The sequence below is a fragment of the Cryobacterium sp. SO2 genome, assembly GCF_026151165.2.
Classification (GTDB): domain Bacteria; phylum Actinomycetota; class Actinomycetes; order Actinomycetales; family Microbacteriaceae; genus Cryobacterium.
Genome location: NZ_CP117849.1, coordinates 982,442 through 1,004,269, shown reverse-complemented (window position 1 = coordinate 1,004,269; position 21,828 = coordinate 982,442). Strand labels below are relative to the sequence as shown.

The following is a 21,828-nucleotide window of genomic DNA, read 5'->3' as shown; positions in this document are numbered from 1 at the left end:
TGAATCGCTCATAACCCTAGCAATAAACGAGCCCAGCTTACGAATCGGGTGAGCCCCGCTCAGTGGCTGATTGGCCCCTGCGGCGAGTCGCGGGTTAGGTCTACCTCAGTCATCGTGCGGCGCGGGCGGCAGCACGACGTCGCTGGCGTAGGGCATCCGGCTCTTGAAGAGCACGATCGCGTCGACCACGAGGGAACCGAGGACACCGGCGATGATGCTCAGGAACAGCACCAGGGGGTTGATCCAGGGCTGGTCCTTGAGCAGGATCAGCAGCACCAGGAAGACCACGAACTTGAGCAGCCAGCCGCCCATCACGATGCCGAAGAAGGCGCCGATGGCGGACTCCCTGCCCGCATAACGATTGGCCAACAGAATGCTGGCAGCGGTGATGCCCATGAACACGACGGCCATCAGGGTCCCGATCAGGGCGCTCAGCACGCCGACACCGCCCACGGTGAGTCCACCGACGACCATGCCGATCACGGCGATCGCGAGGGCCAGCACACCGCCGTAGACGAGCACCTGGCGGAAGACCGGGATCGAGGTGGGCTGGGTGCTGGGTGCGGTGCTCATACGTGCTCCTTGGCGTTGTCAGACGCCTCGTCGAGGGGGTCAAGGACGGCGCTGGGCTCGATACCGATCACCGCGGTCACTGGCGCCAGCTGGCTGGCCGCCTCAATGGCCTTGCGGCGGCTCAGCGGAGCCAGCGTCACGATTGTGCAGATGACCAGGGCGGTCACCAGGAAGACTGTGGCCCAGCCGCTGGGCAGGCCGAAGAACACCGGCAACACGTAGTACAGCAGGCAACCGACCGACGCGGCCGCGGTCCAGCCGTAGAAGATCAGCACGGCGTGCAGGTGGGAGTGGCCCATGTCCAGCAATCGGTGGTGCAGATGCTTACGGTCGGCGCTGAACGGGGACTTGCCTGCCCGCACCCGCCGGAACACCGCCAGGCCGAAGTCCAGCAGGGGGATGATGAGGATCGCAACCGGCAGGATCAGCGGGATGAACGCGGGGAACAGCTGGGCGCGGTTGATCGCGGTGGGGTCGACCTGGCCGGTGATCGCGATCGCGGAGGTGGCCATCAGCAGGCCCACCAGCAGGGCGCCGGCGTCGCCCATGAACATCTTTGCCGGATGCCAGTTGACCGGCAGGAAGCCCACGCAGGCGCCGACGAGGATCGCGGCGATCAGGGAGGCGAGGTTGAAGTAGTTGGTGGGCGAGGTGTCGCGCACCAGCAGGTAGCTGTAGATGAAGAAGACGCCGTTGGCGATGAGCGCGACCCCGGCGACGAGGCCGTCGAGGCCGTCGATGAAGTTGATCATGTTCATCACGATGACGATGGCCATCACGGTGATCACGATCGACATCCAGGAGGAACCGACGGTAAGTCCGCCGATGGGCAGCGAGAAGACCTGCACCCCCTGCCAGGCCACCAGTCCGGCGGCGATGAACTGGCCGAGCAGCTTGGTCATCCAGTCCAGGTCCCAGATGTCGTCGGCCACGCCCAGCAGCACGATCAGCAGCGCGGCACCGAGGATCGCCATGATCTGGTGGGGGTCGGCGAAGATCAGCCGCAGCGGCGCGAACTGGGATGCCACCAGGTAGGACACCCCGAAGGCCACCAGGATGCCCAGGAACATCGCGATGCCGCCCAGTCGCGGGGTGGGCCTGGTGTGCACGTCGCGTTCGCGGATCTTCGGGTAGAGCCGGTATTTGTGGGTGAGCTTGAGGACCACCATCGACATGAGGTAGGTCACGACCGCCGAGACCAGCGCCAGGATGACGAAGAGGGTCATTGCTCTGCCACCGGGGCCAGCGCCTCCCCGATCACGGCCTCGATGGCGGCACGGGAGATGACGCCGTTGCGCACGATCACCAGTTTTCCGCCGTTGGTGTCGAAGCCCGTGGCGTCGACGATTGTGGAGGACGTGTCACCGGGCCGGTCGCCGATGGCCTCGTAGTCCAGGCCGGCCACTCCCCCGTCCAGGTACACGGCCACGGTGCCGCCGAGCATGTCGTCCGCCCCTGCGGCGTCGATGGCCGACGGTTTGCCCGTGGTGTTCGCGCTCGAGACGGCGAGCGGACCGGTCTCGGCCAAAAGGTCCAGGGCCACCTTGTTGCGCGGCATCCGCAGGGCGACGGTGCCCCGCGTCTCACCGAGGTCCCAGACCAGCGACGGTTGGGCCGTGAGCACCACGGTGAGACCGCCGGGCCAGAAGGCCGCGACCAGGTCGCGCACCGGCTGGGGCACGTTCTCGGCCAGGGCGTCGAGCGTGGGGATGCCGGGGATGAGCACGGGCGGCGGCGATTGACGGTCGCGACCCTTCGCATCCAGCAGCTTCTGCACGGCCTCGGGGTTGAACGCGTCGGCGGCGACGCCGTAGACGGTGTCGGTGGGGATGACAACGAGCGCGCCACGGCCGATCGCCGAGCGTGCCAGTCGCATGCCGGTCGTGTATTCCTCGTCGACCGAGCAGTCATAGATACGTGTCATCGCGCCTGATTCTACTGCAGCCTCCCTGTGAGGCCTGGGAGGCCTGTCTCGCGAACCGTGACTTGAGCCCCGAAAACCCGGGATTTTTGGGGCTTAACTCACGGCTCGCGGGAGGGGGAGCGTCTTTTCCAGGTAGATCTTTGTGGGCTCATAGGCCAGGGACGCATAGAGAGCTCGGGCGGCAGCGTTGCGGGCGAACACGTTCAGGGTGATCTTGGCGGCACCCAATCGGGCTGCCTCGGTCTCGGCGAGCAGCATCGCCCGGCGGCCATGGCCGCGGCCGCGGAATGCCTCGAAGATCAGGATGTCGAGGATCCACCAGTTGGTGGGATCGTCGGCCGGCCCGGCCGAGAGCCAGAGCACACCGACGTGCTCACCGGAGACCGTCACCGCGTAGACGTGCTGCCCAGGCGCGGGGAGGCCGCCCGGGAACTCGCGTGCCGTGGACTCCCCCGCTTTCCTCTCGGCCGCGGCCCGGCTCAGCCCCGCCACCTCAAGGTCGTCGGTGTAGTCGAGGGTGCTGGTGGCGAGCCAGGCCGCGAGCTCTTCCGGCGTGAGCGGGCGCAGGGATGCGGTCACGGGCGCAGGGCGGTTGTGGTGCGGTCGCGGGTGGTGAGGTCGCGGTGGGTGGCGGTGGCCCGCCAGCCGTCGTTGTCGAGCAACGCGCGGATGTCGGCGCCCTGCAGTTCGCCGTGCTCGATGATGAGCACCCCGCCGGCACGCAGCAGGCGGAGGCCCGTCTGCGACACCAGGCGCACCACATCCAGGCCGTCCTGGCCGCCGTAGAGGGCGTGGGCCGGGTCGAACAGGCGCACCTCAGGGTCGCGCGGGATGGCGTCTGCGGGAATGTACGGAGGGTTCGACACAACCACCGACACCGTGCCGTCGAGTTCGGGGAAGGCGTCGGCCAGGTCGGCGAACACGAGCCGGGCGTTGTCGGCGGCGACCTCGGCAAAGTTGCGGCTGGTCCAGGGGAACGCGTCGGCGGAGTTCTCACAGGCGAACACCCGGGCGTGCGGCACCTCGGTGGCCAGGGCCAGGGCGATGGCGCCGCTGCCGGTGCCCAGGTCTACCCCGATCGGCTCTGGATCGGCCATCGAGCGCAGGGCGTCGATGGCGATCTGGGCGACCCCCTCGGTTTCGGGTCGCGGCACGAAGACGCCGGGGCCCACGTTGAGTTCGAGCGCCCGGAACGGTGCCCGGCCGGTGATGTGCTGCAGGGGCTCGCGCTTCTCCCGGCGGCCGATCAGGGCGACTATGGCGGACGCATCCGTGTTGCTGAGCTCCTTGCCCATGATGGCGGCGGCCTGCACCTGTCCGCGGCTCTGGCCGAGGACATGCCCGATCAGGAGGTCGGCGTCGATCTCGGCGTCCTCGATTCCCGCTCCAGCCAGCGCAGAAGCAGCGAACGACCGCATCAGGTCGACGGTGGCCGGAATCACCGGTGCCGGAATATCGGACGGGAGATCGGAGTTGCTACGGGGAGGTGTCACAAACTGGAATCTTACGCAACTCTCTAGGTATCGTCATGGCTCTAGGCTTAACGAGAGCCACAGGAAAGGTCTATCGATGTCCGCACGGATTTACTCAGACATTACCAAGACAGTGGGCGGAACCCCGCTGGTCAAGCTCAACCGGCTTCCCGGCGACTCCACGGCCACGGTCCTGGCCAAGCTCGAGTTCTACAACCCGTCCAGCAGCGTCAAGGACCGCATCGGCATCGCCATCGTCGACGCCGCCGAGGCGTCCGGTGAACTGCAGCCCGGTGGCACCATCGTCGAGGGCACCAGCGGCAACACGGGCATCGCCCTGGCCCTGGTGGGCGCTGCACGCGGCTACAAGGTGATCCTGGCCATGCCGGAGACCATGAGCAAGGAGCGCAAGATCCTTCTGCGGGCCTATGGCGCCGAGCTCGTTTTGACCCCGGGTGCCGCCGGCATGCGCGGCGCGGTCGAGAAGGCCCAGGAGATCGTCGAAGCGACGCCTGGCGCGATCTGGGCCCGTCAGTTCGACAACCCGGCGAACCCGGCCATTCACAAGGCCACAACGGGTGTGGAGATCTGGGACGACACCGACGGGGCCGTCGATCTGCTCGTGGCCGGCATCGGCACCGGCGGAACCATCACGGGCGCCGGCCAGCTGCTCAAGGAGCGCAAGCCCTCCGTACGCGTGATCGGTGTCGAGCCCAAGGACTCCCCCATCCTCAACGGCGGCGCTCCCGGCCCGCACAAGATCCAGGGCATCGGCGCCAACTTCGTGCCGACCGTTCTCGACACCCACGTCTACGACGAGGTCACCGACGTCACGCTGGCCGACTCGGTCGCCACCGCCCGTGCGCTGGGCACCCAGGAGGGCATCCTCGCGGGAATCTCCGGCGGCGCCGCGGTTTGGGCCGCCCTCGAGCAGGCCAAGCTGCCCGAGAACGCCGGCAAGACCATCGTCGTGATCGTGCCCGGATTCGGGGAACGGTACATCAGCACCGTGCTCTACGAAGACCTCGTCTAGAGTGCCCGGCATGGGAGTGTTCGCCCGCATTCGCGAGGACATCGCGATGGCGCAGAGGCACGACCCTGCCGCGCACAGCAAGGCCGAGGTTGTGCTCGCCTATAGCGGCGTGCACGCCGTTTGGGCCTATCGCATCACGCACAAGCTGTGGCTGGCAGGCCTGCGCCTGCCGGCCCGGCTGCTGTCCCAGTTCGCCAGGTTCCTCACCGGAGTGGAGATCCACCCGGGCGCCAGCATCGGCCGGCGCCTCTTCATCGACCACGGCATGGGCGTCGTGATCGGCGAGACCGCCGTGGTCGGTGACGACGTGATGCTGTACCACGGGGTCACCCTCGGCGGGAAGAGCCGACACGGGAACGTGCCGGGCGCACAGCGGCATCCCACCCTGCGCGACTGTGTGACCGTAGGCGCCGGCGCCAAGATTCTCGGCCCGATCACGCTCGGCGAGTGGAGCACCGTGGGGGCCAACGCCGTCGTCACGAAGGACGCCCCCGCTCGGTCGATCCTGCTCGGCATCCCCGCCCGAGCCCAGCCGGCCACCAACGACGACATCAAGACGGCCCGCAGCCTGCTCGCATCCGGCTCCTGACCCCCATCAACCGGGGTTTTCTGCGACGGGGCACGCCGTGGCGGATGCCGATCCGCAGGATCTTCGACTCCGGCAATCCGGTGTAACACCGGTGGATTTCCAGGCGGTTGTTGGCAGAATAGTTGTCATGACAACTTCAGCCGCCGCCCCGAACACCGCCCTGTCCCTCCCGATCCTCGACCTGTCCAGGCTCAATGCCGGGCCGGCTGAGGCGGAGGCATTCCGTGCGGAGCTGCGTGAGGTCACCCACGAATACGGGTTCTTCTACCTCACCGGGCACGGTGTGCCTGCCGAGCTGATCGAGCGGGTGATGACCACCTCGCGGGCCTTCTTCAACCTCCCCGAGGACGACAAGATGGCCATCGAGAACCTCAAGAGCCCGCACTTCCGCGGTTACACCCGGGTCGGCGGCGAGCTCACCCAGGGCAAGGTGGACTGGCGCGAGCAGATCGACATCGGCGCGGAGCGTCCGGCCCTCGAGCTCGGCGCGGACGACGCCGATTACCTGCGCCTGGAAGGCCCCAACCAGTGGCCGGAGAACCTGCCCGCACTGGAAGAGGTCATGACCCAGTGGCGTGAGGAGCTCAACGACGTTGCCCTCCGCCTGATGCAGGCGTGGGCCCTGTCGCTCGGCGCCCCGCAGGATGTTTTCGATGAAGCCTTCGCCGAGAAGCCGTCGACCCTGATCAAGATCGTGCGCTACCCCGGCAAGTCGGACCCCACACCCAAGCAGGGCGTCGGCGCGCACAAGGACTCCGGGGTGCTCACCCTGCTGTTCGTCGAGCCCGGCAAGGGCGGCCTGCAGGTGGAGAAGGACGGCGAGTGGATCGACGCTCCCCCGCTGGACGGCGCGTTCGTGGTGAACATCGGCGAGCTGCTCGAGGTGGCCACGGACGGTTACCTCAAGGCCACCGTGCACCGGGTGATCTCCCCGCTGATCGGCACCGACCGGATCTCGATCCCGTTCTTCTACAGCCCGGCACTGGACGCCACGATCCCGGTTCTCACGCTGCCGGAAGAACTGCACGCCCCCGGTATCACGGTGGACCCGGAGAACCCGATCTTCACGACCTACGGCGAGAACGTGCTCAAGAGCCGTCTGCGCGCGCACCCCGACGTGGCGGCGATCCACCACCCGGACCTAGTCAAGTAAGAGGTCAGGCCGCGGGTGCGGGAGCGTCGATCGCGAGCTTGACGCCCACCGCGCCCAGCAGAGTGCCGGTGATCCAGCGCTGCAGGACCAGCCAGGTGGGCCGGCTGCGCAGGAACACCGCGATGGCGCCGGCGGCCAGCACGATCGCGGCGTTCACCAGCATGCTCACGGTGATCTGCACCCCGCCGAGGATAAAGCCCTGGAGCATCACGTTTCCCGCGGACGGTGTCACGAACTGAGGGATCAGGGCGAGGTACATGATGGCCGCCTTGGGGTTGAGCAGGTTAGTCACCAGGCCCATCCGGAACAGCTTCGCCCGGGAATCGACCGGCAGATCCCGGGCCTCGAACAGCGACAGCCCGCCGGGCTTCAGGGTCTTCCAGGCCAGGTAGAGCAGGTAGGCCGCTCCGGCGATCTTCACCGCCGTGTACAGCCACGGCACCAGCAGGAACACGGCGGCGAGCCCGACGTTGGCCATGGTCATGTAGACGAGGAACCCCACCAGGGTGCCTCCCAGCGAGACCATTCCGGCGCGCCAGCCCTGCCCGATGCTGCGGGAGACCAGGTAGATCATGTTCGGCCCCGGCGTGAGGACCATGCCGAGGGCGACGAGCGCCATGCCCAGGACGGCAGGAAGTGTGACCATGCTCAGTGCAGCTCCTTCGAGAGCCAGTGCTCCGCATAGGGTTCGGTGTTGAATGGGGCCACCTCGAGGTAACCGCATCGGGCATACAGCCGGCGGGCCTCGACGAGGTCGCTGCGCACCGTCAATCGCAGCGTGCTGAGTCCGGCGGCAACGGCCAAGCCGTCCAGGTGGGCCAGAAGCCCGGCGCCGGCGCCGGTTCCCCGCGCTTCGGCGGCAACGTAGACGCGAGTCAGTTCGCCGATGCCGGCCCCGACGAAACGCACTCCGCCGCAAGCGAGCGGTGTGCCGTTCAGGATGCCGAGCACAAGCAGACCGGTATCGCCCCGAAGGTCGTCACTGGGCTCATCCGCCATGGCAGCATCGGTCTCGGCGGGCAGCGCGGCCCGGCCCCAATACCGACCGACGATGTCGTCGTAGTAGGCCCGCAGCAGGCCGGCGGCAGCGGGCGCGCCAGGGTCGGTCGTGACAAAGGTGAGCCCGGGCATGAATCTCAGCCTAGTTGAACGAGAAAAGGCGCCCCGGCCTGAGCCGGGGCGCCTTTTCTGGTGATCAGGAGCTAGTCGTGGTCGCCGATCTCGGCGAGGCGGGTGGCCTCGTCGGCGGTGATGCACGAGTCGATGACGGCATCCAGGGCGCCGTTCATCACGGTGTCCAGGTTGTACGCCTTGTAACCGGTGCGGTGGTCCGCGATCCGGTTCTCCGGGAAGTTGTACGTGCGGATGCGCTCTGACCGGTCCATGGTGCGGATCTGGCCCTTGCGCACCAGCGAGGCGGCCTCGTCGATCTCTTCCTGCTGCCGGGCGAGGACGCGGGCGCGGAGTACCCGCATACCCGCTTCCTTGTTCTGCAGCTGGCTCTTCTCGTTCTGCATGGCCACCACGATCCCAGTGGGAAGGTGGGTGATCCGCACGGCGGAGTCCGTCGTGTTCACGGACTGGCCGCCGGGGCCGCTTGAGCGGTAAACGTCGATCTTGAGGTCGTTCGGGTGCAGCTCGACCTCTTCGGGCTCATCGACCTCGGGGAAGACGAGAACGCCCGCCGCCGAGGTGTGGATGCGTCCCTGCGACTCGGTGGCCGGCACCCGCTGGACGCGGTGAACACCACCCTCGTACTTGAGGTGGGCCCAGACGCCCTCTGCGGGGTCAGCCGAGTTGCCCTTGATAGCCAACTGGATGTCCTTGATGCCGCCGAGGTCGCTCGTGGTCTGCTCGATGATCTCGGTTTTCCAGCGCTTGGACTCCGCGTAGTGCAGGTACATGCGCAGGAGATCGGCGGCGAACAGTGCGGATTCCGCACCGCCCTCCCCCATCTTGATCTCCATGATCACGTCGCGGGCGTCCAGCGGGTCACGCGGGATCAGCAGGCGGCGCAGCTTTTCGGCTGCGGCCTCCAGCTGGTCCACGAGTCCCGGAATCTCTTCCGCGAACGACTCATCCTCGTCGGCGAGTTCCCGAGCGGCTTCGAGATTGTCGCCAATCTCTTTCCACTCGTTCCACGCGGCGATGATGCGACTGAGTTCGGCATAGCGCCGATTAACCTTCTTGGAACGGGCGGGGTTAGCGTGCAACTCCGGGTCCGCCAACTGGGACTGCAGCTCGTCGTGCTCAGCCTGCAGAGTCAGGACAGACTCGAACATCAGTGATCCTTGTCTGACCCGTTCGGGGTCGGCATCGACTTCTGAACCTGCATCAGGAACTCGACGTTGGACGAGGTCTCCTTCAGCCGGCCCAGGATGACCTCGAGCGCCTGCTGCTGCTCGAGTCCGGCGAGGGCGCGGCGCAGCTTCCAGGTGATCTTGACCTCATCGGCGCTCATCAGCATTTCTTCGCGGCGGGTGCCGGATGCGTTGACGTCGACGGCCGGGAAGATGCGCTTGTCGGCCAGGTGGCGCGACAGGCGCAGCTCCATGTTGCCGGTGCCCTTGAACTCCTCGAAGATGACCTCGTCCATCTTGGACCCGGTCTCCACCAGCGCGGAGGCGAGGATGGTGAGCGAGCCACCGTTCTCGATGTTGCGGGCAGCGCCGAAGAAACGCTTGGGCGGGTACAGCGCGGATGCGTCGACACCGCCGGAGAGGATGCGACCCGACGGCGGGGCCGTCAGGTTGTAGGCACGGCCCAGGCGGGTGATCGAGTCGAGCAACACGACGACGTCGTGGCCCAGCTCGACGAGGCGCTTGGCGCGCTCGATGGCGAGCTCGGCGACCGTGGTGTGGTCCTCGGCGGGACGGTCGAAGGTGGAGGCGATGACCTCACCCTTGACCGTGCGCTGCATGTCGGTGACCTCTTCCGGACGCTCGTCGACCAGGACGACCATGAGGTGGACCTCGGGGTTGTTCGTGGCGATGGCGTTGGCGATCTGCTGCATGACGATGGTCTTGCCGGCCTTGGGCGGCGCGACGATCAGGCCGCGCTGGCCCTTGCCGATCGGGGCGACGAGGTCGATGATGCGCTGGGTCAGCTTGCCCGGCTCGGTCTCGAGGCGCAGACGCTCTTGCGGGTAGAGCGGGGTGAGCTTCTGGAACTCGACGCGGGTGGCGGCTTCCTCGACGGTCAGGCCGTTGATGGAGTCGACCTTGACGATCGCGTTGTACTTCTGGCGGCCGCTCTGGTCACCCTCGTGCGGCTGACGGATCGAGCCGACGACGGCGTCACCCTTGCGCAGGTTGTACTTCTTGACCTGGCCGAGCGAGACGTAGACGTCGCTGGCGCCGGGCAGGTAGCCGGAGGTGCGCACGAACGCGTAGTTGTCGAGAACGTCGAGGATGCCGGCGACCGGGATGAGCACGTCATCGTCGGTCAGCTCGGGCTCGAAGTCGTCGTTGCTGGTGGCGCCGCGACGCTTGCGGTCACGGAAACGGCTGCGGTTGTTGCGGCCGTTCAGCTCGTCCTCTGGGCCGGAGTTGCGGTCCAGGCCCTGGTTGCGATCCTGGCCCTGGCGCTCCTGCTGGGCGCGGTCGCTCTGCTGGCGATCGCCCTGCTGGCGGTCGTTCTGCTGACGATCCTGCTGCTGGCGGTCCTGCTGCTGACGGTCCTGGCCCTGGCCGCGGTTGCCCGCCTGGCGCTGGTTGGCCTGGCGGTCGTCGCCACGGTCATCCGTGGACTGCTGCGCGCGGTCGCCCTGCTGGTTCTGGTTGCGGTCGCCGCCGCGGCTGCGGTTGCGGTTGCGGCCCTGACGCGGCTGGTCGGACTGCTCGGACTGGTCGGTCTCTGCGCCGGTGGTGTCGGCCTGCTCGGTCGGCTCGGCCTGCTCGGCTGCCTCGACCTGCTCGGTCGGTTCTGCCTGCTCGGTCTGCTCGGCACGGGCGCCGCGCTGGTTGCGCTGGCGGCCGCCGCGCTCGGAGCGCTCTGCGCGCACAACGCCCTCGGGGCGCTGGATGCGGGACTCGGTGCTCTCGGCGTCGACGGTGGTCTCTGCCGGTGCGGCGTCGACGGTCTCGGCGGGGGTCTCGTAGCCGTCTTCGGCGTTCTGAGCGTCGATGATGCTGCGGGCGTCGAACGCGTTGCGGGCCGTGGCGGCCGCGTTGCGGTTGTTGCCGCCGTTGCGACCGTTGTTGCGGCTTTCGTTGCGGCCTTCGTTGCGGTTCTCGCCACGGTTGTCGTTGCGGGTGTTGCCACCACGACGGTTGCGGGAGTTGCCGGCGGGGGCCTCGGTGGCCGGCTCGGCGGCGACGGGCGCGCTGGCGGCGGGCGCTTCGACGCTGGCCGCTGCGGCCTCGGCCTCTGCGACGAGTGCGGCGGCGACGGCCTCGGTGATGGTGGAGGTGCTGGCACGCTTGCGGACCTGACGGGCAGGCTTCTCCACGGGGGCGTCGGCGACGATGTCACCGGCGGTGGCGCCGGCGTAGGTGGTGGGGGCGGTGGTCTTGCGACGGCTGCCGGCCTCGGGGAGGATCAGGCCGAGGCCCAGGTCGCCGTCGGCGTTGACGTGTGCGACGGCCGGAGCCGACGTGGCGGTGCTGACGCGGCGGGAGACGCGCTTCTTCGGGGCGGCCTCGACGGGCGCCTCGACGACGGCCTCTGCAGGCGCCTCGACGGGTGCTGCCTCAGCGGCTGCGACCTCGGCGGGGGCGTCGGCAGGTGCGGCCGACTCGGTCGCGCCGGACTGGTTCGCGGTGATTGCGTCCACGAGCTCTCCTTTACGAAGTTTGGATGCGCCCTGGATACCCAGTTCGCCCGCGAGAGCCTGAAGCTCGGCGACACGAAGGGTAGAAAGGCGAGAGATGTCCACACCGTTGGCGTGGAGATTGACGTTGGTCACGAAGTATTTTCCTTTCCCCTGGCGCTTACGAGCCGGCCAGAGAAGATTTCGCAGCGCCAGTGGGCTGCGGGTGATCCAGTCCCACACAGTGGCGGATTGGAATGAACACACACAGCCACGCGTGAATGCGCAATAGCAGTGAGTTACAGGGAATACACCAGAGAACAGATCCGCGGAGGCGGTTTCTATCGGGTGCGCAACCACTCTAGCAGGTTCGGGCCGCACTTCATGATCGCCCACCCACGAGAAAAGCCCCCTCCCGAACGGGAGGGGGCTGGCTCACGGCTCGCGAGCTAGGCGTCGGTGCGGATGACCGTGGCGCCCTTGAAATCGACCGCCAGCATCAGCGACTGCCAAGGAGTCTCGGAGTGTTCCGCCACGAGCGCGGCAGCGACCAGGCGCTGGCCGGGGTCGCTGGCCAACACCAGGATCGACGGCCCGGCACCGGAGACGACGGCCGCGAACCCGTGATCGCGCAGCAGCGTGATCAGTCGGCTGGTCTCCGGCATCGCCGCGGAGCGGTAGCTCTGGTGCAGCTTGTCCTCGGTGGCCACGAGCAGGAGCTCAGGGCTCTGGATGAGCGCGGCGATGAGCAGCGCGGAGCGGGACAGGTTGAAGACGGCGTCTTCGTGCGGCACCGACTGCGGCTGCAGGCTGCGCGCGAGCGCGGTGGACATGGCGTGCTCGGGCACGAAGACCATGGGCGAGACGCCGCGGTGCACCATCAGCTTCTTGTGCTTGGGACCGTCCGGCTGCATCCACGCGATGGTGAGACCGCCGAAGAGGGCGGGCGCCACGTTGTCCGGGTGCCCTTCCATCTCGGTGGCGAGCACCAGGAGCGCCTCGGAGTCGATGTCGACGATGCCCTCGAGCAGGCCCTTGGCGGCCATGATGCCCGAGACGATGGCTGCGCCGGATGACCCCATGCCGCGGCCGTGCGGGATCTTGTTGTCCGCGATCAGCTTGAGCCCCGGCAGGGGCAGCCCGTAGGCGGCGAAGGTGTGCGCGATGGCCCGCACCACGAGGTTGCTCTCGTCGGTGGGCACCTCGCCTGCGCCGATTCCGTGTACCTCGACGAACACGCCGGGCGTGTCCGTCACGGCCACCTGCAGGTGGTCGTAGTGCGCGAGTGCGAGGCCGAGGGTGTCGAAGCCGGGGCCGAGGTTGGCCGTGGTGGCGGGAACCTTCACGACCACCGAGCGGCCGGCCAGGGTGTTGCGTCCCTCGACGGGGAGCGCGGTGGTCACTTCTGACCCAACCCCAGCACCTCGGCGATGGCCGCGGTGTCGACCGGCACGATGGTCGGCTTCACGTCGGAGCCGTCGGCCGTGCGAAGCGCCCACTGCGGGTCCTTCAGGCCGTGGCCGGTGACGGTGAGCACGACGGTGGCGCCGGCCGGGATCTTGCCGGCGTCTGCGCGTTCGAGCAGGCCCGCAACGCTGATGGCGGAGGCCGGCTCGACGAAGATGCCCACTTCGGCGGAGAGGATGCGGTAGGCCTCGAGGATCTTCTCGTCGCTGATGGCGCCGAAGTAGCCGTCGCTGGCCTCACGGGCGGCGAGGGCGAAGTCCCACGAGGCCGGGTTGCCGATGCGGATGGCGCTGGCGATGGTCTCCGGGTTCTCCACCCGGTGACCGAGCACGAGAGGCGCGCTACCGGCGGCCTGGAACCCGAACATCCGGGGCAGTTTGGTGGTGGCGCCACGGGCGAGTTCTTCGCTGTAGCCGCGGAAGTACGCCGTGTAGTTGCCGGCGTTGCCGACGGGCACGATGTGGAAGTCCGGGGCGTCTTCGAGCACCTCGACGACCTCGAAGGCCGCGGTCTTCTGGCCTTCGATGCGGTCGGGGTTGACCGAGTTGACCAGGTGCACCGGGTAGTTCTTGGCGAGGTCGCGAGCGATGTCGAGGCAGTCGTCGAAGTTGCCCTGCACCTGCAGCAGCTGCGCGTTGTGCGCGATGGCCTGGCTGAGCTTGCCCATGGCGATCTTGCCCTCGGGCACCAGCACGACGGCCTTGATGCCGGCGTGGGTGGCGTAGGCCGCGGCGGACGCCGAGGTGTTGCCGGTGGACGCGCAGATGACGGCCTTTGCGCCGTCTTCGACGGCCTTGGAGATGGCCATCGTCATACCGCGGTCCTTGAAGGATCCGGTGGGGTTCATGCCCTCGTACTTCACCCAGACCTTGGCGCCGGTGCGCGCGGAGAGCGCGGCGGCGGGGATCAGCGGAGTGCCGCCCTCACCGAGCGTGATGATCGGGGTGGCGTCGCTAATGTTCAGCCGGTCGGCGTACTCGCGCAGCACACCGCGCCACTGACGGGACTGGGTCTTGACCATCTGGTGCTGACCGGTCTCTCGTTCGCTGGACATCAGACTCCTTCAACTCTTAATACGGATGCGACTTTGGTGACGACACTGTTGGCGGCAAGGTCGATCACGGTCGCGGCAAGCGCAGCCTCCGTGGCCTCGTGCGTTCCAATGACTAGGGTAGCTGTGCCCGACACGGCATCGTGACTGCCGGTTCCGGTCTCTGCGGGCGTCATCGACTGTTCGACGAGCGCGACCGAGACGTCGTTCTTGCTGAACACTCCGGCGATTGTGGCGAGCACACCGGGTTCGTCGGTGACCTCCAGGATGACCGCGTACCGGGTGATGACCTTGCCGATTTCCAGGATGGGCAGGTCGGCGTGGCTCGACGCAGCGAAGCCGGGGCCGCCGACGACGTGGCGACGGGCCACCGAGACGACGTCGCCGAGCACGGCGGATGCCGTCTGCACTCCCCCGGCGCCTGCCCCGTAGAACATCAGCGGGCCGGCGGCCTCGGCCTCGACGAAGACGGCGTTGTTGGCGCCGTGCACCACGGCGAGGGGGTGGCTGTTGTGCACCATGGCCGGGTAGACGCGCGCGGAGACGCCCTCTTCACCGGTCTCCGGGTCGGTGAGGCGCTCGCAGATCGCGAGCAGTTTCACCACGTAGCCGGCCTTGCGGGCAGATTCGATCTGCTGCTGGGTGACCTTGGTGATGCCCTCGCGGTAGACCTTCTCGATGGGCACGTTGGTGTGGAAGGCGAGGCTGGCCAGCAGCGCGGCCTTCTGCGCGGCGTCGTACCCCTCGATGTCCGCGGTGGGGTCGGCTTCGGCGTAGCCGAGCTCGGTGGCGGCGGCGAGGGCCTCTTCGAGGGTGTCGCCGGCCACATCCATGCGGTCCAGGATGAAGTTGGTGGTGCCGTTGACGATGCCCAGGATGCGGTTGACCTTGTCGCCGGCGAGGCTGTCGCGCAGGGGCCGCACGATGGGGATGGCGCCGGCCACGGCGGCCTCATAGTTGAGTTGCGCGCCCACCTGGTCGGCGGCCTCGAACAGTTCGGCGCCGTGCTGCGCGAGCAGAGCCTTGTTGGCGGTGACCACATCGGCGCCGGAGTTGATCGCCGTGAGGATGTAGCTGCGGGCCGGCTCGATGCCGCCCATCAGCTCGATGACGATGTCGGCGCCGAGGATCAGAGCATCCGCGTCGGTGGTGAGCAGCTCGCGAGGCAGGTCAGCCGTGCGCGGGGCGTCGAGGTCGCGCACCAGGATGCCGACGAGCTCGAGGCTCGCACCGACCCGGTTGGCGAGCTCGTCGCTGTGCTCGAGGAGCAGGCGGGCCACCTGGGCACCGACCGAACCACCGCCGAGCAGGGCGACGCGCAGATTGCGGTATTCGATCATCGGGTGGTTTCCTTCACATCTTCGCTAGTCGTGCTTGTCGAGCCCTCACCGCTGGTCGAGCTTGTCGAGACCCCGTGAGCCGATCTCGAGATCCCCGTGTCCCTCGCCAGCAGATCGTCAATCGTTTCCCCGCGAACGATGACCCTGGCTTCTCCGTCGACGACAGCCACAACGGCCGGCCGCCCTAAGTAGTTGTAGTTGCTGGCCAGCGACCAGCAGTACGCCCCTGTCGCCGGCACCATCACGAGATCGCCCGGCGCCACATCCCCCGGGAGGTAGTCCGCGTCGACGACGATGTCGCCGCTCTCGCAGTGCTTGCCGGCCACGCGCACGAGCGCCGCGTCGGCAGCCGACACCCGGTCGGCGATGCGCACCGAGAATTCGGCGCCGTAGAGCGCGGGGCGGGCGTTGTCGCTCATGCCGCCGTCGATGCTCACGTACAGCCGGGTGTTCTCGCCCACCTGCACGGGCTTGGTGGTGCCCACCTCGTAGAGAGTCACACCCGCCGGGCCCACGATGACGCGGCCGGGTTCGATGGCGATGACGGGCACCGGGATGCCGCGGCTCGCGCATTCGGCGGCCACGATGTCGGCCAGCCCTGCGGCCAGCTGGCGCACCGGGGTGGGGTCGTCGACGCTGGTGTACGCGATGCCGAAGCCGCCGCCGAGGTTGAGTTCGGGCACCGGGCCGGTGGCCAGCAGGTCGGCCTGCAGGCTGAGCAGCCGGGACGCCGACTCGGCGAAGCCGTCGACGCCGAAGATCTGTGAGCCGATGTGGCAGTGCAGGCCGAGGAAGTTGAGGCTCGGTTCGGCGCGGATCGCGGCGACCAGCGCGGGGGCGTCCTCGAAGACCACGCCGAACTTCTGGTCTTCGTGCGAGGTGGCCAGGAACTCGTGGGTGTGGGCGTGCACCCCGCTGTTCACCCGCAGGCGCACGTTCTGCACTGCTCCGTGCCGGGCGGCGGCCGCGGCGACCCTGGTGATCTCGATGGGGCTGTCGATGATGATCGTGCCGACGCCCAGGCGGGTGGCGTCGTCGATCTCCGCGAGCGACTTGTTGTTGCCGTGGAAACCGATCCGGCCGGGCGCGACGCCGGCGGCCAGGGCCACGGCGAGTTCGCCGCCGCTGCAGACGTCGATGTTGAGGCCGGCGTCGACCATCCAGCGGGCGACCTCGGTGGAGAGGAAGGCCTTGGCGGCGTAGTACACCTTGACGGTGGTGCCGATGCGGGCGAACTCGGCGTCGAAGGCGGCGCGGAGCTCAGCGGCGCGGCTGCGGGCATCCGTCTCGTCGATCACGTAGAGCGGCGTGCCGAAGCGGGCCGCGAGGTCGGGGGCGCTGACGCCGCCGATCGTGATCGCGCCGTCGTTCGCGCGGTGCGCCGAGGCAGGCCAGAGGCCGTCAATGAGCGTGTTGGCATCAGCTGGGGGGCTGAGCCACTCGGGGGCGAGTGGATTATGGGCCACGGGTGAAAACCTCACAGGAGTCAAGTGGGTGTCTCACGAAGTGGCGAGCGAACCCGGATTGGTCCCTGAAGCCAGCGAAGAGACGCGCCGAATCGGCGCGGGAATCTACCGGAATTCTAGCGACTGCGAGTTGCGCGCGCCGAATCAAGCGGGCGAACAGGTGCCCAGGGTGGTGAGCGACTGTTCGGTGAGCGTCAATGTGCTCGACTCCAGCGTAATGCGTGCGCGGGCCGGTGTCGTCTCCACACCGCTGAGGGTGACGCCCTGCGGCAGGTATCCGGCCATGCACAGGCTGATCGGTTCGTCGCCGAGCACCAGGTCGATCAGGCCGCTCACGTCGAGGCTGCCTGCCCCGGAGGTGACGCGGGCGTCGGTGGGCGTGATCACGAAAGAGTCGGCGGTGACGCTGGGGGTGGCGGTGGCCTGGTAACCGATGCCCAGGCCGAACACGCTCAACTCGCCGGCGTAGGTGATCTCGTCTGTGCCGAGCTCGACTTCGGCGTCGCGGGCGGCCGGGGCGGCATCCGCTTCGGCCAAGGCGGTCTGCAGCAGGGTGTTGAGGGCAGCCTGGTCCAGTTCGATGGCGCCGTCGACGTGTGCGATGGGCTTGCTGGTGTCGGTGGGCACGCCGGTGGCGACGATCGAGACGGATGCGGGCACGTCGTTCACCGAGAGCGCCGGCGCGGTCAGCTCCACCCGGTCGAAGCTGCCGGTGAGGTACTGCACGATCACCGAGGTGCCGCCGATGGCCACGTCGACGTCGCCGGTGACGCCCGCGGGCAGCTTGGCGTCGATCTCACTCGCGATGCGGTTCTGCGCGTAGCTGCGCAGTCCCGCGTCGACGGCGAAGAACACGCCGACGAGCGCGACGACTGCGATCAGGGCGACAAGCAGGCGGCGGACGGGTCGACGACGTTTCGCGATGGTGCGGCTCCCGCCTACATACGCTCCGGCGCCGAGACGCCGAGCAGGCCGAGGCCATTGCGGATGACCTGGCCGGTGGCGTCGTTCAGCCACAGCCGGGTGCGGTGCAGGTCGGTGACCGGCTCCTCGCCGAGCGGGATGACGCGGCAGTTGTCGTACCAGCGGTGGTAGTAGCCGGCGACCTCTTCGATGTACCGGGCGATGCGGTGCGGCTCGCGCAGTTCGGCGGCCTGGGCCACCACGCGCGGGTACTCCTGCAGCACGCCGAGCAGAGCGGATTCGCTGTCGTGGGTGAGCAACTCGGGGGCGAACGCGCTGCGGTCCACGCCGGAATCGACGGCGTTGCGGCCGACCGAGCAAGTGCGGGCGTGGGCGTACTGCACGTAGAACACCGGGTTCTCGTTGGTGCGCTTGCCGAGCAGGTCGAGATCGATGTCCAGCTGCGAGTCGCTCGAGGAGCGCACCAGCGAGTACCGGCCGGCGTCCACGCCCACGGCGTCGACGAGGTCGTCGAGGGTCACGATGGTGCCGGCACGCTTGGACATGCGCACGGGCTCGCCGCCCTTGAGCAGGTTGACCATCTGGCCTATGAGGATCTGCAGGTTGACGCCGGGCACGTCGCCGAACGCCTCGACCATGGCCATCATGCGGCCGATGTAGCCGTGGTGGTCGGCGCCGAGCATGATCAGGTTCTGGTCGAAGCCGCGCTCACGCTTGTTGAGGTAGTAGCCCAGGTCGCCCGAGATGTAGGCCGGTTCGCCGTTCGAGCGGATGATGACGCGGTCGCGGTCGTCACCGAAGGTGGTGGTGCGCAGCCAGATGGCGCCATCCGCCTCGAAGATGTGGCCGAGTTCGCGCAGGCGCGCGATGGCGCGGTCGACGGCGCCGGACTCGTGCAGGGAGTCTTCGTGGAAGAAGACGTCGAAGTCGACGCCGAAACCGTGCAGCTTCTCCTTGATCTCGGTGAACATGAGGTCGACGCCGATGGAGCGAAAGACCTCCTGCTGCTCTTCGCGGGGCAGGGCGGCGATGTCACCGTCGTAGATCTCGACGACCTTGTCGGCGATGTCGCCGATGTACGCTCCGCCGTAGCCGTCTTCGGGGGTGGGCTCGCCGAGGTAGGCGGCCAGCACGCTGCGGGCGAAACGGTCGATCTGCGAACCGTGGTCGTTGAAGTAGTACTCGCGCGTCACATCCGCACCCTCGGCCTTGAGTACGCGGGCGAGGCTGTCGCCCACCGCTGCCCAACGCACGCCACCCATGTGGATGGGGCCGGTGGGGTTGGCCGAGACGAACTCGAGGTTGATCTTGATGCCGTCGTACATGTGGCCGGTGCCGTAGACCTCGCCGGCGTTGACGATGGTCTGCGCGAGGGCTCCGGCGGCGGATGCCTCGAGGCGGATGTTGATGAAGCCGGGGCCGGCGATCTCTACCGAGGCGACCTCGGTCATGGCCTCAAGGCCCGTGGCGAGCTCGGCGGCCACGGCGCGCGGATTGGTGCCCAGCGGCTTGGCGATCTTCATCGCGACGCTCGAGGCCCAGTCGCCGTGGTCGCGGTTGCGCGGGCGCTCCAGCGACATATCGGCCACGGTCAGGCCGAGGTCGGCGATCTCCGCACCCTCGCCACGTCGGCGCTCGACCAGGGAGTTGACGAGGTCGAGCAGGGACTGGGAAAGTTCGGCAGGGGTCACGGCGAACAAGCTTACCCGGCCTCCCAGTTAGTGCAGCCCCAGTTGGTAAGGTCAACGCGTGACCCACAACAGCTCGTCTTTGCTCGTCTCCCGCCGCAGCCTCCGGGCCGGCTTCGCCCTCACCGGCGCCACGCTCGCTCTCTTCGCTCTGGCCGGATGCGCGCCGGACTCCAGCGCAGAGCCCACGGCTTCGGCCTCGGCCGGTGCCACGGTCACGCCAGAACCGTCGACGACCGCCACCGCTGAACCCACCGAATCTGCCACGCCGGTACCCGTCGTTCCGCCGGCAGGCACCGCCGTCGACAAGACCTGCGACCAGCTCCTCACGGCCGACGACCTGTATGCGCTGAACCCCAACTACAGCATCGACCCGGGCTACGCGGCCTCCAGCGACGCCGCCGTGACCGCCACCACCTACAGCGGCATCTCCTGCGGCTGGATCAACCAGTCCAGCAGTGAGATCGTGGAGGTGGCCCTGGCCATGCCGAACGAGACTCTCGCGAACACCCTCAAGGACACGGCCCTTTCCGGCGGGGAGATCGTTCCCACCTATGGCAGCGCCCCCGAGGTCGAGGGCTACTTCAGCGCCGGTACCGGCACCGCCGAGGTCTTCACCAATGGTTACTGGGTGGCCGTCTCCTCCCCCACCATGACGGAGCCCGGCGACGCCGAGCGCATCATGAGCACGGTGCTGGGCAACCTGTAGGGCACTCTGCCGCACGGTCCGCCGCTCCTCCGCAGGCCCAGGTTTTTCGGGTTGTCCACCGCTGATTCATTGGGATCACGAGTGTCAGTGGTCGGTGGTTCTATGTCCCTATGGCCACATCAAACGCCACACCCGAAGACGCCCCAGACGAGCCCGAATCAGCTCGCCCAGAGGACGCCGGCACCACCGTCCCCGCCGCGGCCCTGCGCCCCGGCGACATCGCTGAGCGCACCATGGTGGAGATCAGCGCGATCATCGATCCGCTGATCGAGAACGCCCGTCAGATGGCAGCGGTCCACGCCGAGCGCTGCCGCCTCCTGGCCGAACTTGACCGGCTCGGTCACGAGCCGCACATCGTTGCCGGTCTCCGCGGCGACCCGGTCGAGACCGGTGCTGACGACCCCGACACCCAGACGCACGGACCGTCGTGGAATGACGTGGAACTCGCCGAACGCACGCTGGCCACCGAAGTCGGCTGCGCCCTCCGGCTGAACTCCAACACGGCGCGGGCCATGATCTTTCAGGCTGCCCGCCTGCTCGAGCAGTTGCCCGGGTTCCACCGGGCCTTGGCGCAGGGCAGCATCAGCTGGGCTCACGTGGTGAAGCTGCAGCTTCTCACCGCCGACACCCCGGAGGAGATCTTGCCCGCTTTGGAGGCAGCGGTGCTGCCCAAGGCGGACAAGCTCACCGCGACCCAGTTCGGCAAGGTCGCCGCCCGGGAGCTCAACCGCCTGCACCCGATCTCTTTGCAGGAACGCGCGGACCTCGGTGCGGCCAAACGGCGGGTGCTGCTGCAGCCCGACGTGGATGGCATGGCCTGGTTGAACGCCTACCTCAAGGCGGACGAGGCTCAGGCCTGCTACGTCCGGCTCAGTCGGATTGCGAGGAGCCTGAACGACGCAGACACCAACGACGGCCCTGCCGCTCCGGACGCTGTGGACGTGGTGTTGCGCACGAAAGACCAGCGCCGCGCGGACGCCTACCGCGACCTACTTCTGGACGGCGAATGCGAGTCCGGCCTGGGCCGGGGCATCCGCGGCACCGTGCACGTCACGGTGCCGGTGCTGACCCTGATGGGCAAGAGCGCCGAACCGGGAATGCTCGAGGGCTACGGGCCGATCGACCCGGAGACCGCGCGGCGGCTGGCGGGCACGGCACGAAGTTGGGACCGGATCCTCACCCATCCGGAGACCGGGTGCATGCTCTCGGTGGGCCGGAGCTCGTATGCGCCGCCGGCAGACATGAAACGGTACGCGCAGATCCGCGACCAAACCTGCCAAGGCATCGGTTGCAACCGCAAAGCCACCAACAGCGAGATCGACCACACCAAGCCGTGGAACTTGGGCGGCACCACCAGTACCGACAACCTGGTGCATCTCTGCAAAGCCTGTCATCGGCTCAAACACCAATCCAGCTTCCGCACCAGCCAGACTTCCGATGGCGCGCTCACCTGGGCCAGCCCCGGTGGCAAGAAATACACCAAGCAGCCTGCCAATCCGATCGGCTGGCCAACCGACCTTTCCGCTCCCCCGGTCGACCCCGGTCCCCCGATCAGCCCGGTGGGCCCCGCCCGACAACCAGAGGTCGACGAGCTCCCTCCGTTCTAAACGGCTCGTACGAGAAGCTCCGCCTCCGCACGCTCCACAGGTGCCGCCACTGGCGCAATGTCGTCTGTCCAGGGATGCTAAC

20 protein-coding genes are annotated in these 21,828 nt (G+C 68.0%); 5 read left to right on the top strand and 15 right to left on the bottom strand.

Annotated elements, in window-relative coordinates:
• Positions 1 to 105 precede the first annotated feature (105 nt).
• The 5 genes from BJQ94_RS04620 to prmC all read right to left on the bottom strand — a co-directional run bounded on the left by BJQ94_RS04620 (position 106) and on the right by prmC (position 3,915).
• Positions 106 to 573 carry a hypothetical protein gene (locus tag BJQ94_RS04620; RefSeq protein WP_265400901.1) on the bottom strand — a complete coding sequence of 156 codons (468 nt, stop codon included), beginning with the start codon at positions 571 to 573 and terminating at the stop codon, positions 106 to 108.
• The gene (locus BJQ94_RS04615; protein WP_265400900.1) at positions 570 to 1,799 is read right to left on the bottom strand and encodes an MraY family glycosyltransferase; all 1,230 of its coding nucleotides are present in this window, start codon (positions 1,797 to 1,799) and stop codon (positions 570 to 572) included. The genes BJQ94_RS04620 and BJQ94_RS04615 overlap by 4 nt, the downstream gene beginning before the upstream one ends.
• Positions 1,796 to 2,497, bottom strand: a complete 702-nt coding sequence (locus BJQ94_RS04610; RefSeq protein ID WP_265400899.1) for an L-threonylcarbamoyladenylate synthase — start codon at positions 2,495 to 2,497, stop codon at positions 1,796 to 1,798. Before BJQ94_RS04610 ends, BJQ94_RS04615 begins: the two co-directional genes overlap by 4 nt.
• Before the next feature lie 93 nt (positions 2,498 to 2,590).
• Complete coding sequence (locus BJQ94_RS04605) at positions 2,591 to 3,076, bottom strand: GNAT family N-acetyltransferase (protein ID WP_265400898.1); 486 nt, start codon at positions 3,074 to 3,076, stop codon at positions 2,591 to 2,593.
• Positions 3,073 to 3,915, bottom strand: a complete 843-nt coding sequence (gene prmC / locus BJQ94_RS04600; RefSeq protein ID WP_265400961.1) for a peptide chain release factor N(5)-glutamine methyltransferase — start codon at positions 3,913 to 3,915, stop codon at positions 3,073 to 3,075. Before prmC ends, BJQ94_RS04605 begins: the two co-directional genes overlap by 4 nt.
• A gap of 151 nt (positions 3,916 to 4,066) precedes the next feature.
• Between prmC and cysK the strand changes: the two genes are divergently transcribed.
• The 3 genes from cysK to BJQ94_RS04585 all read left to right on the top strand — a co-directional run bounded on the left by cysK (position 4,067) and on the right by BJQ94_RS04585 (position 6,744).
• Complete coding sequence (gene cysK, locus BJQ94_RS04595; RefSeq protein WP_265400897.1) at positions 4,067 to 5,002, top strand: cysteine synthase A; 936 nt, start codon at positions 4,067 to 4,069, stop codon at positions 5,000 to 5,002.
• 10 nt (positions 5,003 to 5,012) lie between these two features.
• Positions 5,013 to 5,591 carry a serine O-acetyltransferase EpsC gene (gene epsC, locus BJQ94_RS04590; RefSeq protein ID WP_265400896.1) on the top strand — a complete coding sequence of 193 codons (579 nt, stop codon included), beginning with the start codon at positions 5,013 to 5,015 and terminating at the stop codon, positions 5,589 to 5,591.
• A gap of 127 nt (positions 5,592 to 5,718) precedes the next feature.
• Positions 5,719 to 6,744 carry a 2-oxoglutarate and iron-dependent oxygenase domain-containing protein gene (locus BJQ94_RS04585; RefSeq protein ID WP_265400895.1) on the top strand — a complete coding sequence of 342 codons (1,026 nt, stop codon included), beginning with the start codon at positions 5,719 to 5,721 and terminating at the stop codon, positions 6,742 to 6,744.
• Between the two features lie 4 nt (positions 6,745 to 6,748).
• Here the strand turns inward: BJQ94_RS04585 and BJQ94_RS04580 are convergent, their stop codons facing one another.
• The 10 genes from BJQ94_RS04580 to argS all read right to left on the bottom strand — a co-directional run bounded on the left by BJQ94_RS04580 (position 6,749) and on the right by argS (position 19,433).
• A complete protein-coding gene (locus BJQ94_RS04580; protein WP_265400894.1) occupies positions 6,749 to 7,390 on the bottom strand; it encodes a LysE family translocator in 642 nt (213 codons plus the stop codon).
• Positions 7,391 to 7,392: 2 nt separating this feature from the next.
• Positions 7,393 to 7,875 carry a GNAT family N-acetyltransferase gene (locus BJQ94_RS04575; protein ID WP_265400893.1) on the bottom strand — a complete coding sequence of 161 codons (483 nt, stop codon included), beginning with the start codon at positions 7,873 to 7,875 and terminating at the stop codon, positions 7,393 to 7,395.
• A 71-nt stretch (positions 7,876 to 7,946) separates the two neighbouring features.
• Positions 7,947 to 9,026, bottom strand: coding sequence for a peptide chain release factor 1 (prfA, locus tag BJQ94_RS04570; RefSeq protein WP_110125972.1), 1,080 nt, complete (start codon positions 9,024 to 9,026; stop codon positions 7,947 to 7,949).
• On the bottom strand, positions 9,026 to 11,650 hold the full coding sequence (gene rho / locus BJQ94_RS04565; RefSeq protein WP_265400892.1) for a transcription termination factor Rho: 2,625 nt from the start codon (positions 11,648 to 11,650) through the stop codon (positions 9,026 to 9,028). The genes prfA and rho overlap by 1 nt, the downstream gene beginning before the upstream one ends.
• A 293-nt stretch (positions 11,651 to 11,943) precedes the next feature.
• Positions 11,944 to 12,897: a homoserine kinase gene (gene thrB, locus BJQ94_RS04560; protein WP_265400891.1), complete on the bottom strand. Its 954-nt coding sequence runs from the start codon at positions 12,895 to 12,897 to the stop codon at positions 11,944 to 11,946.
• The gene (gene thrC, locus BJQ94_RS04555) at positions 12,894 to 14,015 is read right to left on the bottom strand and encodes a threonine synthase (protein WP_265400890.1); all 1,122 of its coding nucleotides are present in this window, start codon (positions 14,013 to 14,015) and stop codon (positions 12,894 to 12,896) included. The genes thrB and thrC overlap by 4 nt, the downstream gene beginning before the upstream one ends.
• Positions 14,015 to 15,352, bottom strand: a complete 1,338-nt coding sequence (locus BJQ94_RS04550) for a homoserine dehydrogenase (RefSeq protein WP_265400889.1) — start codon at positions 15,350 to 15,352, stop codon at positions 14,015 to 14,017. Before BJQ94_RS04550 ends, thrC begins: the two co-directional genes overlap by 1 nt.
• Positions 15,349 to 16,818 carry a diaminopimelate decarboxylase gene (gene lysA / locus BJQ94_RS04545; RefSeq protein ID WP_265400888.1) on the bottom strand — a complete coding sequence of 490 codons (1,470 nt, stop codon included), beginning with the start codon at positions 16,816 to 16,818 and terminating at the stop codon, positions 15,349 to 15,351. The genes BJQ94_RS04550 and lysA overlap by 4 nt, the downstream gene beginning before the upstream one ends.
• Before the next feature lie 144 nt (positions 16,819 to 16,962).
• Positions 16,963 to 17,673 (bottom strand): DUF2993 domain-containing protein, encoded by a 711-nt coding sequence (locus BJQ94_RS04540; RefSeq protein WP_265400887.1) that lies wholly within the window; start codon positions 17,671 to 17,673, stop codon positions 16,963 to 16,965.
• Positions 17,674 to 17,756: 83 nt separating this feature from the next.
• Positions 17,757 to 19,433: an arginine--tRNA ligase gene (gene argS, locus BJQ94_RS04535; protein WP_265400886.1), complete on the bottom strand. Its 1,677-nt coding sequence runs from the start codon at positions 19,431 to 19,433 to the stop codon at positions 17,757 to 17,759.
• Positions 19,434 to 19,491: 58 nt separating this feature from the next.
• Here argS and BJQ94_RS04530 point away from each other — a divergent pair, with 58 nt between their 5' ends.
• Together BJQ94_RS04530 and BJQ94_RS04525 are read left to right on the top strand one after the other, a co-directional pair.
• Positions 19,492 to 20,139 carry an iron ABC transporter ATP-binding protein gene (locus BJQ94_RS04530; RefSeq protein ID WP_265400885.1) on the top strand — a complete coding sequence of 216 codons (648 nt, stop codon included), beginning with the start codon at positions 19,492 to 19,494 and terminating at the stop codon, positions 20,137 to 20,139.
• A 233-nt stretch (positions 20,140 to 20,372) separates the two neighbouring features.
• On the top strand, positions 20,373 to 21,746 hold the full coding sequence (locus tag BJQ94_RS04525; protein WP_265400884.1) for an HNH endonuclease signature motif containing protein: 1,374 nt from the start codon (positions 20,373 to 20,375) through the stop codon (positions 21,744 to 21,746).
• Positions 21,747 to 21,828 lie beyond the last annotated feature (82 nt).

Bases quoted from the DNA above. Each gene is read 5' to 3' on its own strand.
- BJQ94_RS04575 (WP_265400893.1), bottom strand. From the start codon at position 7,875: ATGCCCGGGCTCACCTTTGTCACGACCGACCCTGGCGCGCCCGCTGCC.
- epsC (WP_265400896.1), top strand. From the start codon at position 5,013: ATGGGAGTGTTCGCCCGCATTCGCGAGGACATCGCGATGGCGCAGAGG.
- cysK (WP_265400897.1), top strand. From the start codon at position 4,067: ATGTCCGCACGGATTTACTCAGACATTACCAAGACAGTGGGCGGAACC.
- prfA (WP_110125972.1), bottom strand. From the start codon at position 9,026: ATGTTCGAGTCTGTCCTGACTCTGCAGGCTGAGCACGACGAGCTGCAG.
- thrC (WP_265400890.1), bottom strand. From the start codon at position 14,015: ATGTCCAGCGAACGAGAGACCGGTCAGCACCAGATGGTCAAGACCCAG.
- BJQ94_RS04585 (WP_265400895.1), top strand. From the start codon at position 5,719: ATGACAACTTCAGCCGCCGCCCCGAACACCGCCCTGTCCCTCCCGATC.
- BJQ94_RS04615 (WP_265400900.1), bottom strand. From the start codon at position 1,799: ATGACCCTCTTCGTCATCCTGGCGCTGGTCTCGGCGGTCGTGACCTAC.
- prmC (WP_265400961.1), bottom strand. From the start codon at position 3,915: ATGCGGTCGTTCGCTGCTTCTGCGCTGGCTGGAGCGGGAATCGAGGAC.
- BJQ94_RS04610 (WP_265400899.1), bottom strand. From the start codon at position 2,497: ATGACACGTATCTATGACTGCTCGGTCGACGAGGAATACACGACCGGC.
- BJQ94_RS04580 (WP_265400894.1), bottom strand. From the start codon at position 7,390: ATGGTCACACTTCCTGCCGTCCTGGGCATGGCGCTCGTCGCCCTCGGC.
- BJQ94_RS04525 (WP_265400884.1), top strand. From the start codon at position 20,373: ATGGTGGAGATCAGCGCGATCATCGATCCGCTGATCGAGAACGCCCGT.
- BJQ94_RS04620 (WP_265400901.1), bottom strand. From the start codon at position 573: ATGAGCACCGCACCCAGCACCCAGCCCACCTCGATCCCGGTCTTCCGC.
- BJQ94_RS04550 (WP_265400889.1), bottom strand. From the start codon at position 15,352: ATGATCGAATACCGCAATCTGCGCGTCGCCCTGCTCGGCGGTGGTTCG.